We start from the raw sequence: 13,937 nt of genomic DNA on the forward strand, positions 1-13,937 counted from the left end.
ACGGCGCCCGCGCCGGAACAGAAACGCCGAACGGCGCCCACCCCGAAGGGTGGACGCCGTTCGAGCGTCAGTGAGAACTAGCTCACTTGATGATCTTCGTGACGCGACCGGCGCCGACGGTGCGGCCACCCTCGCGGATCGCGAAGCGGAGGCCCTCGTCCATGGCGACCGGCTGGATCAGCTTGACGGACATCTCGGTGTTGTCACCGGGCATGACCATCTCGGTGCCCTCGGGGAGGGTAACAACGCCCGTCACGTCCGTGGTACGGAAGTAGAACTGCGGACGGTAGTTGTTGAAGAACGGCGTGTGGCGGCCGCCCTCCTCCTTGTTGAGGATGTAGGCCTGGCCCTCGAACTCCGTGTGGGGAGTCGTGGTGCCCGGCTTGACGACGACCTGGCCGCGCTCGACGTCCTCGCGCTTGATGCCGCGGACGAGGAGACCGACGTTGTCACCGGCCTGGCCCTGGTCGAGCAGCTTGCGGAACATCTCGATGCCGGTGACCGTGGTCTTGGTCGACTCGGGGCGGATGCCGACGATCTCGACCTCTTCGTTGACGTTGATCACGCCACGCTCGATACGGCCGGTGACGACGGTGCCACGACCCGTGATGGTGAAGACGTCCTCGACGGGCATGAGGAACGGCTTGTCGGTCTCACGGACCGGGTCCGGGATGGAGTCGTCGACGGCCTGCATGAGGTCGACGATCGACTGGACCCACTTCTCGTCACCCTCGAGAGCCTTGAGAGCGGAGATCGGGACGACCGGAGCGTTCTCGTCGAACTCCTGCGAAGCGAGGAGCTCGCGCACCTCCATCTCGACGAGCTCGAGGATTTCCTCGTCGTCGACCATGTCGGCCTTGTTCAGGGCGACGAGGATGTAGGGAACGCCGACCTGGCGGGCGAGCAGCACGTGCTCACGCGTCTGCGGCATCGGGCCGTCGGTGGCGGCCACGACCAGGATCGCGCCGTCCATCTGGGCGGCACCGGTGATCATGTTCTTGATGTAGTCCGCGTGACCCGGGGCGTCGACGTGCGCGTAGTGGCGCTTGTCGGTCTGGTACTCGACGTGGGAGATGTTGATCGTGATACCACGAGCCTTCTCCTCAGGTGCCTTGTCGATCTGATCGAAAGCGAAGCTCTCGTTCAGGTCGGGGAACTTGTCGGCAAGCACCTTGGTGATCGCAGCCGTGGTGGTGGTCTTGCCGTGGTCGACGTGACCGATGGTGCCGATGTTCACGTGCGGCTTGGTCCGCTCGAACTTCGCCTTCGCCACTGGATGTCCTCCTGGACTGTTGTTGCTTGCTGTATGCAGCAGTGCGGTTTGTATTACTTGGTCGTGCAGGTGACCGAGGGATAACCCGGAGGTTACTCGCCGGTCGCCTTGGCGATGATTTCCTTCGCGACGTTCGAGGGAACCTCTGCGTAGGAATCGAACACCATGGAGAAGTTCGCACGACCCTGGGTCTTCGACCGCAGATCGCCGATGTAACCGAACATCTCCGAGAGCGGAACCAGCGCCTTCACGACACGGGCACCACTGCGTTCCTCCATGGCCTGGATCTGGCCACGGCGGGAGTTCAGGTCGCCGATCACTTCACCCATGTAGTCCTCGGGCGTGGTGACCTCGACCGCCATGAGGGGCTCGAGGATCACCGGGGCGGCCTTGCGGGCCGCTTCCTTCAGTGCCTGCGAGCCGGCGATCTTGAACGCCATTTCGGACGAGTCGACGTCGTGGTACGCACCGTCGATGAGGGTGACCTTCAGGTTCACCAGCGGGTAGCCGGCGAGCACGCCGTACTGCATGGCGTCCTGAGCACCCGCGTCGACCGACGGGATGTACTCGCGCGGGATGCGACCGCCGGTGACCTTGTTCTCGAACTCGTAGGTCGCGCCGTCCTCGCCGACGAACGGCGAGAGGCCGATGATGACCTTTGCGAACTGGCCCGAGCCACCGGTCTGCTTCTTGTGCGTGAACTCGAGCTTCTCGACCGGCTTGGTGATCGTCTCGCGGTACGCGACCTGCGGCTTGCCGACGTTGGCCTCGACCTTGAACTCGCGCTTCATGCGGTCGACGAGGATGTCGAGGTGGAGCTCGCCCATACCGCCGATGACGGTCTGGCCGGTCTCGTCGTCGAGCTCGACCGAGAAGGTCGGGTCCTCTTCGGCGAGCTTCTGGATGGCCGTCGACAGCTTCTCCTGGTCGGCCTTCGACTTCGGCTCGATGGAGACCTGGATGACCGGGTCCGGGAAGGTCATCGACTCGAGGACGATCGGGGCGTCCTGCGCGCACAGGGTGTCGCCGGTCGTGGTGTCCTTCAGGCCGATCATCGCGTAGATGTGGCCCGCGACCGCCTCGTCGACCGGGTTCTCCTTGTTGGCGTGCATCTGGAACAGCTTGCCGACGCGCTCCTTCTTGCCCTTGGTCGAGTTGAGCACCTGGGTGCCCGAGTCGATCCGGCCGGAGTACACGCGGACGAAGGTCAGCTTGCCGAAGAAGGGGTGCGCAGCGATCTTGAAGGCGAGAGCCGAGAAGGGCTCCTCCTTCGAGGGCTTACGACGCAGTTCCTCTTCTTCGTTACCGACCTGATGGCCGATGACGTCGCCGATGTCGAGCGGGTTCGGCAGGTAGTCGATGACCGCGTCGAGCATGGGCTGGATGCCCTTGTTCTTGAAAGCGGAGCCGCACAGCACCGGGTAGAGCTCGGAGTTGACGGTCATCTTGCGGATGGCCGCCTTGATCTCGGCGACGGTGAGTTCCTCGCCGCCGAAGTACTTCTCCATGAGCTCTTCGTCGGACTCGGCGACCGTCTCGAGCAGCTTCTCGCGGTACTCGGCAGCCTTGTCGGCGAGGTCGGCCGGGATCTCCTCGACCGTGGCCTCGGTGCCGATGTCGGTGGTGCCACGCCAGGTGAGCGCCTTCATCTCGACGAGGTCGACGACGCCGTCGAAGGCATCCTCGGCACCGATGGGGAGCTGGAGGACCAGCGGCTTCGCGCCCAGGCGATCGATGATCGTCTGCACGGTGAAGTAGAAGTCCGCGCCCATCTTGTCCATCTTGTTGACGAAGCAGATGCGCGGAACGTCGTACTTGGCAGCCTGGCGCCAGACCTGCTCGGACTGGGGCTCGACGCCCTCCTTGCCGTCGAACACGGCGACTGCGCCGTCGAGGACGCGCAGCGACCGCTCGACCTCGACCGTGAAGTCGACGTGGCCGGGGGTGTCGATGATGTTGATCTGGTTCTTGTTCCAGAAACAGGTCACAGCAGCGGAGGTGATGGTGATACCACGCTCCTTCTCCTGCTCCATCCAGTCGGTGGTCGAGGCACCGTCGTGCGTCTCACCGATCTTGTAGTTGACACCGGTGTAGAAGAGGATGCGCTCGGTGGTGGTGGTCTTGCCGGCATCGATGTGCGCCATGATGCCGATGTTGCGGACCTTGTTCAGGTCGGTCAGCACTTCCTGTGCCACAGGTAACCCCGCTCGTAGCTCGTGTCGGTCCTTGGGTGCGGACCACATGTTCTTGTGTTGTCAGCCGGCCTTTACGGGACCGACACAGTTGTGCGAGCAGCCGACCGGGAGGTCCGTGATGACGGCATCTCCCGGTCGGCGACGACTCACCAGCGGTAGTGCGCGAACGCCTTGTTGGCTTCAGCCATCTTGTGCGTGTCCTCGCGGCGCTTCACGGATGCGCCGAGGCCGTTGCTCGCGTCGAGGAGCTCGTTGGCGAGCCGCTCGACCATGGTCTTCTCGCGACGCTGACGCGCGAACGTCACCAGCCAGCGCAGGGCGAGGGTGGTGGAACGACCGGGGCGAACCTCGACCGGCACCTGGTAGGTGGCACCACCGACGCGACGGCTGCGGACCTCGAGGGCGGGCTTGACGTTGTCGAGCGCGCGCTTGAGGGTGACGACCGGATCGGTGCCGGTCTTCTCGCGAGCCTGCTCGAGCGCCTGGTAGACGATGCGCTCGGCGGTGGACTTCTTGCCGTCCAGCAGGATCTTGTTGACCAGCTGGGTGACCAGCGGCGAACCGTAGACCGGATCGGCGATCAGGGGGCGCTTGGGAGCGGGACCTTTACGTGGCATCAGCCCTTCTCCTTCTTCGCTCCGTAGCGGCTGCGGGCCTGCTTGCGGTTCTTGACACCCTGGGTGTCGAGCGAGCCGCGGATGATCTTGTAGCGCACACCCGGGAGGTCCTTCACACGACCGCCACGCACGAGCACCATCGAGTGCTCCTGGAGGTTGTGGCCCTCACCCGGGATGTAGGCGGTGACCTCGACCTGGGAGGTCAGACGCACACGGGCGACCTTCCGGAGAGCCGAGTTCGGCTTCTTCGGGGTGGTGGTGTACACGCGAGTGCACACGCCGCGACGCTGGGGGCTGCCCTTGAGCGCCGCGCTCTTGACCTTGGCGGCCTTGTCGCGGCGGCCCTTGCGGACCAGCTGATTGATGGTTGGCATTAACCGGCTTTCTTCGTTGTCTGAAGCTGCTCACTTCGAGCAACCTCGGCTGTTCTGAAATTAGGGATCCATCGGTTGGGGCAAGAAAGCTGCTGCCCCTCACTCGCCCCTCGTGTGCACACGAGGTCGGGTGTGTCGCGTACCCCCACACAGGCAGCCGGGGGCTCGCTCCTGCAGAAATCCACAGACCGCGCGCACGGCACTACCTCGCATAGGCACACAGACCGGCCCGGGCATGCCGGACACGACCCACAACGATACCCGGCGGGCGCACATGAGGTCAAAGTGAGGAGCGCGCACCCTCCCGAGGATCCGCACACACCGTCAACTGCTGAGGTTCAGTGTGAGCCGGGCCAACGTAGCAGCAGCTTCACACGGGTCCGTTCCCCCGGAGGTGTACTGCACCCACCAGCCGAAGATCCCGGTCGTCGACGCCCCGGAACTGACCCCGCACGAACGCGGATCGCCCGGTCGGCGCATCTGCAGTGCCCGCCGGCCTTCGATGGTCGTGTTCTCGATCTCGTAGCCGAGCCCTTCGGCGGCGGCGCGTTCGTGGTCGAGGGAACCGGTCTCGAACCAGTTGAAGGTGACCTTCACTACTCCGGCGGGTCCCTCGCCGTCCCAGCGGCAGATCGCACCGAAGAATCCACGGTAGACGTAGTCCGCGCCCACCGCCTCGGCGATCTTCTCGTCGGCGACCGCGTCGCACTCGGTGAGCAGCCGGGTGAACTCGGCACCCGTGCCGCTACCGATCCCCTCGGGAACGGCACGCCCCTCGATGGTGCGGGTGCACCCGGTGAGCAGAGCGCCAGTCGTGAGGACGGTCGCGAGCGCGGCACCCCAGCGGCGGGCGTTCACTTCTGCACCCTTTCCACACTCGTGGCGGCCAGGCCGCGAGCGACCATGCAGGCGTCGGCGACGGGCGTGAGGTTCGAGTACGAGACCGACCAGTGGACGAAGTCGCCGCCGAAGTCCACACCGATCTCGCACAGCGTCGTCTGCCCCAGTTCGTTCTGGTAGGACCCCATGAAGCCGGACCGTCCCCCGATCTCGACGTCGGCGGCGGGCCGGCCGATGAGATCGGAGCCTGCCCGTTCGCGGCCGATGGGACTTCCCCGGTACCAGGAGAAGCTCACGCTGGGACCGCCGACGTAGATCTCCCACTCGCAACCCACCGAGTTGCGCGTCACCGTCGTGAACGTTCCGAGACCGAAGGCCGCCGCCACCTCGTCGTCGGACATCGCGCCGCACTCGTCGAACAGCGGGCCGGGGTCGGTGACGGACGCGGTCGGCGCGGTTTCGGCCTGTTCGGCGTCGTCGGAGTTCCCGCACGCCGCCGCACCGAGACCCATGAGACCCACCGTGGCCACGGCAGCCGCCGTCCTTCCGATGCGCGGGAGAGGCATGGCGGGAAGACTACCGAGCCGGGCCCGCCTGCGTGCGACGACTCGAGGACTCCCGGAGCACCTCGTCGAGCTGCGCGGCCCAGTGCCGGACGATCTCCCGTCGGCGCGCCGAGTCGTCGGTCAGCACATCGGCCAGACCGAGGCCGCGCGCGAGATCCAGGGTCGCCTGCACGGTTCGGTGCACGACCGGGTCGGTGTCGTCGGCGCCGAGCTGCTCGACGGCCACCGCGTGCGAGACGCGCCCGAACTTCTCCTCGAGCGGCAGGAGCATCTCGCGCAGAGCCGGATCGGCCGCCGCGGCCGTCCACACCTGCAGGGCGGCCTTGAACATGTTGCCGGTGCACTGGTCGACGATGCGCTCGACCACCGCCTCCGTGCGGCCGACGCCCTCGGGCACGTCGAACGGCTCGGTGCGGACCCGTTCGATGCGACTGTCGAACATGAACTCGAGCGATGCGGTGATGAGATCCTCCCGGGTCGGGAAGTGATGCTGGGTGGCCCCGCGCGACACTCCCGCCCGTTCGGCGACCACACTCACCGTGGTTGCGGCCCAACCGGATTCGGCGAGGCAGTCGATCGTCGCCTCGAGCAGTCGCCGCCGCGTGGCGCGGCTGCGATCCTGCTTCGGTTCTCGCGCCATCGGGTCTCCTGTTCCTGCCTGTCCTGTCCCCACCACCGGTCACGACCGTTCCGTCACGACTGATCTTCCGCCGAACGGGTATTCGTGCGACCCCGAGACCGTACGCAAAGCTCATCATCCGTACACTCGTATAACGGGTCGGGGCGAAAGGGGAGCACCACGTGGCGACCATCGTCAGGCGCGAGGACTACTTCGACGCCGCGCTGGCCATCCTGGCCACCAACGACCATGCCGGACTCAAGCAGGCACGGTTGTGCAGTCACCTCGAGGTGACGACCGGCTCGTTCTACAACTATTTCGAGAGCTGGGCGCAGTTCAAGACCGAATTCCTCCAGCACTGGCTCGAGAGCCAGACGCTCCAGCTCGCCGCCGCGGCGCGCCTCGAGGGTTCGATGACCCGGCGACTCCGGTTGCTCGTCGAATTCGCGTGCAGCCTTCCCCACTCCGCCGAATCCGCCATCCGCGGTTGGTCGCACAGCGACTCCGGGGTCCACGAGGTGCAGAGCAAGGTCGACGAGCTGCGCTACGCGGTGGTGGCCGAAGCGGTGGCCCAGTACATCGGTTCGAGGGAACAGGCCGAGCGGTTCGCTCGGTTGGCCCTGTACGCGCTCGTGGGCTACCAGCAGACCGTGCCGCTGCAGGACGTGAACTCGTTGCGGTGGTCCCTCGCATATCTGCTGGGCACGCTGCTCCCGGAGGAGGAGGCGGCCGGCCTCTTCCCGTCGGATTCCTTCCCGCCAAACGCCGGAACCTCCGGGTCCGAGGTGTCGAACCCCGAAACCTCGAACCCGGAAGCGTCCACCTAGAACGACTGCGGCCTGGAACGACTGCGACCTGGAACGACTGCGGCCTAGTACGACTTCGGCAGACCCAGCGAGTGCTGGGCGACGAAGTTGAGGATCATCTCCCGGCTGACCGGCGCCACTCGGGCGATGCGCGCGGCACCGAGCATCGCCGCGAGGCCGTACTCCCGGGTCAGGCCGGCACCGCCGTGCGTCTGGATCGCCTGGTCCAGCGAGGCGATCGCGGCCTCGCCCGCTGCGTACTTGGCCATGTTCGCGGCCTCGGCGGCCCCGAAGTCGTCGCCGCTGTCGTAGAGGAAGGCGGCCTTCTGCATCATGAGCTTGGCGAGTTCGAGCTCGATCTTGCGCTGCGCCAGCGGGTGCGCGATGCCCTGGTGCGCACCGATGGGCTGCTTCCAGACGGTGCGCTCGTTGGCGTAGCGCACCGCGGCGTCGAGGGCGTACCGGCCCATGCCCACCGCCATCGCCGCGCCCATGATCCGCTCGGGGTTCAGGCCGGCGAACAGCTGCATCAGCGCGGCTTCCGGCTCACCGACCAGTGCGTCGGCGGGAAGCCGGACGTCGTCGAAGAACAGGGAGAACTGGTAGTCCGGCTCGAGGATGTCCATCTCCATGGGCGTCTTCGTGAAGCCCGCAGCGTCGGTCGGCACGATGAACAGGGCCGGGCGGAGCTTGCCGGTCTTCGCGTCCTCGGTGCGGGAGACGACGAGCACGGCGTCGGCCTGGTCGACACCGGAGATGTACACCTTGCTGCCGGAGAGGATCCAGTCGTCACCGTCGCGGCGGGCGATGGTGGTGATGTTGTGCGAATTGGATCCGGCGTCGGCCTCGGTGATGCCGAAGGCCATGATGCGGGAGCCGTCGGCGAGCCCGGGCAGCCACTCCTGCTTCTGGGCGTCGGTGCCGTACTTGGAGATGATCGTGCCGCAGATGGCCGGGGAGACCACGACGAGCAGCAGTCCGGCACCCTTGGCGGAGAGTTCCTCCTGCACCAGCGCGAGTTCGTAGATGCCGGCGCCGCCGCCTCCGTATTCCTCCGGGAGGTTCACGCCGAGGAAGCCGAGCTTGGCCGCCTCCGCCCACAATTCGGTGAGCGGCTCGTGCGCGCGCGACTTGGGGAGCACGTAGTCGACGTAGTTGTAGCGCTCGGCCAGAGCCGCCACCGCAGCGCGCAGTTCCTTCTGTTCTTCGGTCTCGATGATGCTCACGAGGATGCCTTCCGGGTTCGGGTGAGAGGACGCGCGGCCGTGGACGGTCGCGTGAGGGAACAAGTCGGTCAGGTGCCGTAACCCAGCCGCTTGGCGGCGAGTTCGGTGAGAATCTCGGTGGTGCCGCCACCGATGCCGAGGATGCGCATGTCGCGGTACTGCCGTTCGACCTCGGATTCGGCCATGTACCCGAGTCCGCCGAACAACTGGACAGCCTGGTTGGCGACCCACTCGCCGGACTCGACAGCGGTGTTCTTCGCGAAACACACCTCGGCGATCAGGTCGGTCTCCCCCGCCACGGCGCGTTCGGTGACGTGCCGGGTGTAGACGCGCGCGACGTCGATGCGACGCGCCATCTCGGACAGCGTGCGCTGCACGGCCTGGCGGGTGATCAGTGGCCGCCCGAAGGTCTCGCGATCACGGCACCACGCGACCGTCAGGTCCAGGCACCGCTGCGCGCCCGAGTAGGCCTGGGCGGCGAGGGCGATCCGCTCGGAGACGAAACCCTGTGCGATCTGCCAGAATCCGGTGTTCTCCGCGCCGACGAGGTTGGTGACCGGCACGCGGACGTCGGCGAAGGACAACTCGGCGGTGTCCGAGGCGCGCCATCCCATCTTGTCGAGTTTGCGGGAGACGGTGAAACCCGGTGTGCCCTTCTCGATCACGAGCAGCGAGACTCCCCCGGCGCCGGGACCACCGGTGCGAACCGCGGTGACCACGAAGTCGGCGCGGCACCCCGAGGTGATGTAGGTCTTCGCGCCGTTGACGACGTAGTGGTCGCCGTCGCGCACCGCGGTGGTGGTCAGATGACCGACATCCGATCCGCCACCCGGTTCGGTGATCGCGAGGGACCCGACGAGTTCGCCTGCGAGAGTGGGCCGTACCCACCTGTCGATCTGTTCGGGATCACCGGCTGCGATGAGGTGCGGCAGTGCGATGCCGCACGTGAACAGCGACGCGAACGCACCGCCCGAGGCACCCGCCTCGTGGAACGCCTCGCACACGGTCAGCGTGTCGGCGCCGTCGCCGCCGGAACCACCGACCTCCTCGGGGAATCCGGCGCCGAGCAGTCCGATCTTCGCGGCCTCGACGTGCAGTTCGCGAGGCAGTTCGCCGGCGCGCTCCCAGTCGTCGAGATGAGGAAGGATCTCGCGCTTCACAAAACCGGTGACGGTCTCGCGGAGGGCGAGACGCTCGGGGGTGGTCCACATACTCACGATGTCTCCGATGGTGTTCCGGTCGACGATGTTCCGGCCGGGGTGTCTCGACTGTGGGGCGGTGGCCTCAGGAGGCGGACGAACCGGCTTCGCGTCCGGCGCCGGGCGCGCCGGCGAAGGCCTGTGCGAGACCGAGCCATTCCTCCGCGTCCGGGCCGTCGGCGACGAGGGCGGTGTCGTCGCGGTGGATACGCTGGGTGACGAGCAGGCAGAAGTCGAGGGCCGGGCCGGTGACCGACTGCGCCGCGTCCTCGGGACCCCACTCCCAGCTGTCACCGTCGGGGGCGGTGAGCACCACGCGGAACGGTTCGGCGGGCGGCCTCCGGTCGCGGATGACGTACGCGAAGTCGCGCGTCCGCACTCCCAGGTGCGCGATGTTCTTCAGGCGCGCGGTGGGTGTGCGGGTGACGCCGAGTGCGTCGGCGACGTCTCCCCCGTGCGCCCAGGTCTCCATCAGCCGCGCGGTCGCCATCGAGGCCGGCGACATCGGCGGTCCGAACCACAGGATCTTCGTACCGCGCGGGACCTCGGCGAGCGCGTCGGCGAGTTCGCGGCGGGTGTCGCGCCAATCGGCGAGCAACTCCGCGGGCGGGCGGCCCGCCTGCTCCGCGGCACCGACATCGACGAATCCCAACGGGTTCCCGAACGCCGCTTCGACCGTCTTCACGAAGGCGTCCGGGTCGCGGACGGCGGTGAGCGCCGCCCGGTCGGTCCACAACAGGTGGCCGATCTGGTGGGCGATGGTCCAGCCCTCCGCCGGGGTGGGCAGTGCCCAGTTCTCGTCGGGCAGGGTCGCGACGAGAGCGTCGAGATCGTCGCCCTCCGCGCGGAGATCGTCGAGCACGGTGTGCAGATCGGACATGCGGCAAGCGTCACACGTCACAGCTCCAAAATCAAGCACACGTGATTGTTTTTCGCGGCGGGCGTCGTTCGTGCCCGTCCGACAGACTGGCGGGATGGCCGACGATTCCCGCTCGCACCCCGTCGGGCCGGTCGTCGCGGTCCTCACCGCGGTGCTGTCGATGCAGTTCGGGGCGGCCTTCGCCGCGACCCTGTTCGACCGGGCGGGCGCCCTCGGCACCGTGACCCTGCGCCTGCTGTTCGCGGCCGTGATCCTCTGCGTGTTCACCCGGCCCCGGCCACGGACGTGGACACCGGAGCAGTGGCGGGCCGTGGTGACGCTGGGCGCGAGTCTCGCGCTCATGAACACGGCGTTCTACGGTGCGTTGACGCGACTGCCCCTCGCCGCGACCGTCACCATCGAGTTCCTCGGCCCGCTCGGGCTGGCCGCGATCCTGTCCCGACGCATCCGCGACGTCCTGTGGGTGGTACTCGCGCTGGCCGGGGTGGTGCTGCTCGGCGTGGGCGACGGCGCCGGACTGTCCACCGGTCTCGATCCGCTCGGTGTCGCCTTCGCGCTGGTCGCCGCATCGGGGTGGGCCTGGTACATCATCGCCGGGTCACGTGTGGCGACGACCCTGCCCGGATCGGCCGGACTGGCGGGAGCCACCACGATCGCGGCCGTCGTCGTCCTGCCGTTCGGCGCGGCGACCGCCGGCACCGCACTCCTCCGGCCCGACCTCGCGCTCGCAGGACTCGCCGTGGCGCTGCTGTCGTCCGCGATCCCGTACACCCTCGAGATCCGCACCCTGCGCGACCTTCCGAAGAAGGTGTTCGCGATCCTCATCGCTCTCGAACCCGCCGCCGCTGCACTCGCCGGTGCCCTGGTGCTGGGGCAGTTCGTCGACCCTCTCGCCCTCGTGGGCATCGCACTCGTCGTGATCGCCGGAGCCGGCGCTCTGCAGCATTCGCGCGCGTGAATATTGCGAATATACGACCGGTCAGCGGGTACGGGTGATCAGACGGACCAGCTCCCCTGCCGGACCGGACAACACCCGTGGCGGCCTCCAGACCGCGCGGAGCACACGCTGCAGGTCGAGTCCGTCCACCGCGACCGCGACCAGGCGACCGGAGTCGAGGTACTCCTCCACCGCGAGGGTGCTCAGCACCGCCGGGCCCGTACCCCCGAGCACGCTCGTGCGGACCGCTGCTCCGCTCCCGAGTTCGAGCAGCGGTGCGGCCCGGTCGTACTCCTGCAACGCGAGGTCGAGGGTGCGGCGGGTACCAGACCCCTCCTCGCGGACGACCAGTGGTGTCGCCGCGAGTTCGGCCACGGTGAGCGGCCGACGCCGCCGCGCCCAGGGATGCTGCGGCGGGACGACCACGACGAGGCGATCGCGTGCCACCGCGACACTGTGCAGTCCCTCCGGCACTGTCGGTCCTTCGACGAACCCGACGTCACATCCGCCCTCGGCGACGACATCGCACACCCGCATCGAGTTGTGGACCTGCAACTGGATCTGGACGTCGTCGCGGAGCGTGCGGAAGGCACCGAGCCATCGCGGGATGAGGTGTTCGGCGACCGTCATCGACGCCGCGACCACCAGTTCGGGTTGCTGCTCGACGCGCAGTGCGGCAGCGGCGTCGAGGAGACGTTCCGCGTCGGCCAGGACCTCCCGAGCCCAGTGCGCGACCACCGTGCCCTCCGGGGTGAGCACCGAACCCGTCCGGCCCCGCCGCACGAGGACCGCGCCGAGTTGCCGTTCGAGCCGGCGCAGCATGCGGGTCGCGTTGGGTTGGGCGAGACCGGCCGCGCGGGCCGCGGCGCCGAGCCCGCCCCGGTCGTCGACCCCGACGAGCAGTTCCAGAGCGACGAGATCCGGCCAGCTGGTCATGCACGAACGATATGCCGGACCCTCTGCACATATCCATTCGATATGAGCTCATGTCCGATCGACGGCTGGTGCGGACACCGCTGCGACGGAAGAGTCGAGGCATGCTCACCGTCCACGCGCCCGCATCCCGGCCCACCGTCGTCCCGGGTCTCCTGGTGGCCGCGGCGGGCGCGGTCGTCGCACTGGGAGCGGCGCACCTGATCCCCGGGGCGAGCCCGTTGCTCGTCGCGATCGTCCTGGGTGTGGTCGTGGCGAATATCGGTCTGCCCGCACCGGTGATCGGCCTTCTGGAGCCGGGCCTGGGTACGGCGTCGAAGCGTCTCCTCCGAGTGGGCGTCGCACTTCTCGGCGTGCAGCTCGCGGTCTCCGATCTCGTCGACCTCGGGTGGGGCACAGCGATCGTCGCGGCGACCGTCGTCGTCGCGGGTATCGGCGGATCGCTCGCCTTCGGCCGGTGGCTCGGTATGGGCTGGACCCAGCGTCTGCTCATCGCGTGCGGCTTCTCGATCTGCGGGGCCGCGGCCGCGGCGGCGGTCGACGGCGTGATCGACTCACGCAAACGCGAACTCGTCACCACCGTCGCACTGGTGGTCGTGTTCGGCACCGCGATGATCCCGCTCGTCCCGCTCGCCGCCGACATGCTCGGGCTGACCCCTGGGACGGCCGGCCTCTGGGCGGGTGCGGCGATCCACGAGGTCGCCCAGGTGGTCGCGACCGGCACCGCCCTCGAGGTCACCGCCGGTGGGGTGCTCGCCGCGGCGGTGACGGTCAAACTCGCCCGGGTGGCACTGCTGGCCCCGGTCGTGGCTGTCGTCGGGGTCGTCGCCCGGAGGCGCGGTGACGGCCGCCGCGACGAGCGAACTCCCCCGATCGTGCCGGCCTTCCTGCTGGGCTTCCTCGCGTGCGTCGCACTGCGCTCGACCGGACTGCTCGATCCGATCGTGGTGGAGGCCGCGGGGACGGTGCAGAGGGCACTGCTGACGGTCGCGATGTTCGCCCTGGGCGCGGGGGTTCGCCGGGAGGTGCTCCGCGGGGTCGGATGGCGCCCGATCGCCCTCGCGGCAGCGGCGACCGTCTGGGTCGCGGCGATAGCGTTGATCGGTGTGTCGTCACTCGGCGGGCCGTGAGGATCAGCGGGCGGTGACGATCAGTACGGCCGACGAGATCGCGAGCACCACGACCGTGGCGGTGACCGCGACATTGCGCCACCAGAAATAGGGCACGCGCCCCGCGACCAATCCGCGCACACGCGCGCGGTGACCGATCCGGGACGCGAGCAGCACCGCGAGCACGGGCACGAGGCAGACCAGGCCGATCGTCGCGACCACGGCACCCGGGCCGGGCACGAACCGCATGAATCCGAGCACCACCGCACCGAGCACCGAGGCCGTGCGCAGCCACGCCAGACTGGTCCGTTCGGGCTGCAGACCGGCGTCGCCGTGCCGCAGATCGTCCGGGCTCACGATGCC

General features: G+C 68.1%; 15 protein-coding genes. 3 read left to right on the forward strand and 12 right to left on the reverse strand.

Going from position 1 to position 13,937, the window contains the following annotated elements; genetic code table 11:
- Window positions 1–82 precede the first annotated feature (82 nt).
- From tuf to CKW34_RS17780, 7 genes are all read right to left on the reverse strand, one after another.
- A complete protein-coding gene (tuf, locus tag CKW34_RS17750) occupies window positions 83–1,273 on the reverse strand; it encodes an elongation factor Tu (RefSeq protein ID WP_016690893.1) in 1,191 nt (396 codons plus the stop codon).
- 92 nt (window positions 1,274–1,365) lie between these two features.
- Window positions 1,366–3,468 (reverse strand): elongation factor G, encoded by a 2,103-nt coding sequence (fusA, locus tag CKW34_RS17755; RefSeq protein ID WP_024101663.1) that lies wholly within the window; start codon window positions 3,466–3,468, stop codon window positions 1,366–1,368.
- Window positions 3,469–3,614: 146 nt separating this feature from the next.
- A complete protein-coding gene (rpsG, locus tag CKW34_RS17760; RefSeq protein ID WP_016690891.1) occupies window positions 3,615–4,085 on the reverse strand; it encodes a 30S ribosomal protein S7 in 471 nt (156 codons plus the stop codon).
- Window positions 4,085–4,459, reverse strand: coding sequence for a 30S ribosomal protein S12 (gene rpsL, locus CKW34_RS17765; RefSeq protein WP_006552258.1), 375 nt, complete (start codon window positions 4,457–4,459; stop codon window positions 4,085–4,087). Before rpsL ends, rpsG begins: the two co-directional genes overlap by 1 nt.
- 324 nt (window positions 4,460–4,783) lie before the next feature.
- A complete protein-coding gene (locus CKW34_RS17770) occupies window positions 4,784–5,317 on the reverse strand; it encodes a DUF3558 domain-containing protein (protein ID WP_059383292.1) in 534 nt (177 codons plus the stop codon).
- Window positions 5,314–5,865: a DUF3558 domain-containing protein gene (locus CKW34_RS17775; protein WP_059383293.1), complete on the reverse strand. Its 552-nt coding sequence runs from the start codon at window positions 5,863–5,865 to the stop codon at window positions 5,314–5,316. Before CKW34_RS17775 ends, CKW34_RS17770 begins: the two co-directional genes overlap by 4 nt.
- 10 nt (window positions 5,866–5,875) lie before the next feature.
- Window positions 5,876–6,505 carry a TetR/AcrR family transcriptional regulator gene (locus CKW34_RS17780; protein WP_016690888.1) on the reverse strand — a complete coding sequence of 210 codons (630 nt, stop codon included), beginning with the start codon at window positions 6,503–6,505 and terminating at the stop codon, window positions 5,876–5,878.
- A gap of 161 nt (window positions 6,506–6,666) precedes the next feature.
- Here CKW34_RS17780 and CKW34_RS17785 point away from each other — a divergent pair, with 161 nt between their 5' ends.
- A complete protein-coding gene (locus CKW34_RS17785) occupies window positions 6,667–7,311 on the forward strand; it encodes a TetR/AcrR family transcriptional regulator (RefSeq protein WP_059383294.1) in 645 nt (214 codons plus the stop codon).
- 44 nt (window positions 7,312–7,355) lie between these two features.
- Here CKW34_RS17785 and CKW34_RS17790 read toward each other — a convergent pair whose 3' ends face one another.
- From CKW34_RS17790 to CKW34_RS17800, 3 genes are all read right to left on the reverse strand, one after another.
- Window positions 7,356–8,516: an acyl-CoA dehydrogenase family protein gene (locus tag CKW34_RS17790; protein ID WP_059383295.1), complete on the reverse strand. Its 1,161-nt coding sequence runs from the start codon at window positions 8,514–8,516 to the stop codon at window positions 7,356–7,358.
- Window positions 8,517–8,584: 68 nt separating this feature from the next.
- On the reverse strand, window positions 8,585–9,733 hold the full coding sequence (locus tag CKW34_RS17795; RefSeq protein WP_059383296.1) for an acyl-CoA dehydrogenase family protein: 1,149 nt from the start codon (window positions 9,731–9,733) through the stop codon (window positions 8,585–8,587).
- Between the two features lie 67 nt (window positions 9,734–9,800).
- The gene (locus tag CKW34_RS17800; RefSeq protein ID WP_059383297.1) at window positions 9,801–10,595 is read right to left on the reverse strand and encodes a TIGR03084 family metal-binding protein; all 795 of its coding nucleotides are present in this window, start codon (window positions 10,593–10,595) and stop codon (window positions 9,801–9,803) included.
- Window positions 10,596–10,689: 94 nt separating this feature from the next.
- On the opposite strand from CKW34_RS17800, the gene CKW34_RS17805 reads away from it, so the two are divergent.
- A complete protein-coding gene (locus CKW34_RS17805; RefSeq protein WP_059383298.1) occupies window positions 10,690–11,553 on the forward strand; it encodes an EamA family transporter in 864 nt (287 codons plus the stop codon).
- Window positions 11,554–11,574: 21 nt separating this feature from the next.
- Here CKW34_RS17805 and CKW34_RS17810 read toward each other — a convergent pair whose 3' ends face one another.
- Window positions 11,575–12,468: a LysR family transcriptional regulator gene (locus CKW34_RS17810; RefSeq protein ID WP_016690882.1), complete on the reverse strand. Its 894-nt coding sequence runs from the start codon at window positions 12,466–12,468 to the stop codon at window positions 11,575–11,577.
- A 101-nt stretch (window positions 12,469–12,569) separates the two neighbouring features.
- On the opposite strand from CKW34_RS17810, the gene CKW34_RS17815 reads away from it, so the two are divergent.
- Window positions 12,570–13,595: a YeiH family protein gene (locus tag CKW34_RS17815; RefSeq protein WP_059383411.1), complete on the forward strand. Its 1,026-nt coding sequence runs from the start codon at window positions 12,570–12,572 to the stop codon at window positions 13,593–13,595.
- Between the two features lie 3 nt (window positions 13,596–13,598).
- Here the strand turns inward: CKW34_RS17815 and CKW34_RS17820 are convergent, their stop codons facing one another.
- Entirely contained in the window at window positions 13,599–13,931 is a 333-nt protein-coding gene (locus CKW34_RS17820; RefSeq protein ID WP_059383299.1) for a DUF202 domain-containing protein, read from the reverse strand.
- Window positions 13,932–13,937: the final 6 nt, after the last annotated feature.

Source organism: Rhodococcus rhodochrous (assembly GCF_900187265.1).
GTDB lineage: Bacteria > Actinomycetota > Actinomycetes > Mycobacteriales > Mycobacteriaceae > Rhodococcus > Rhodococcus rhodochrous.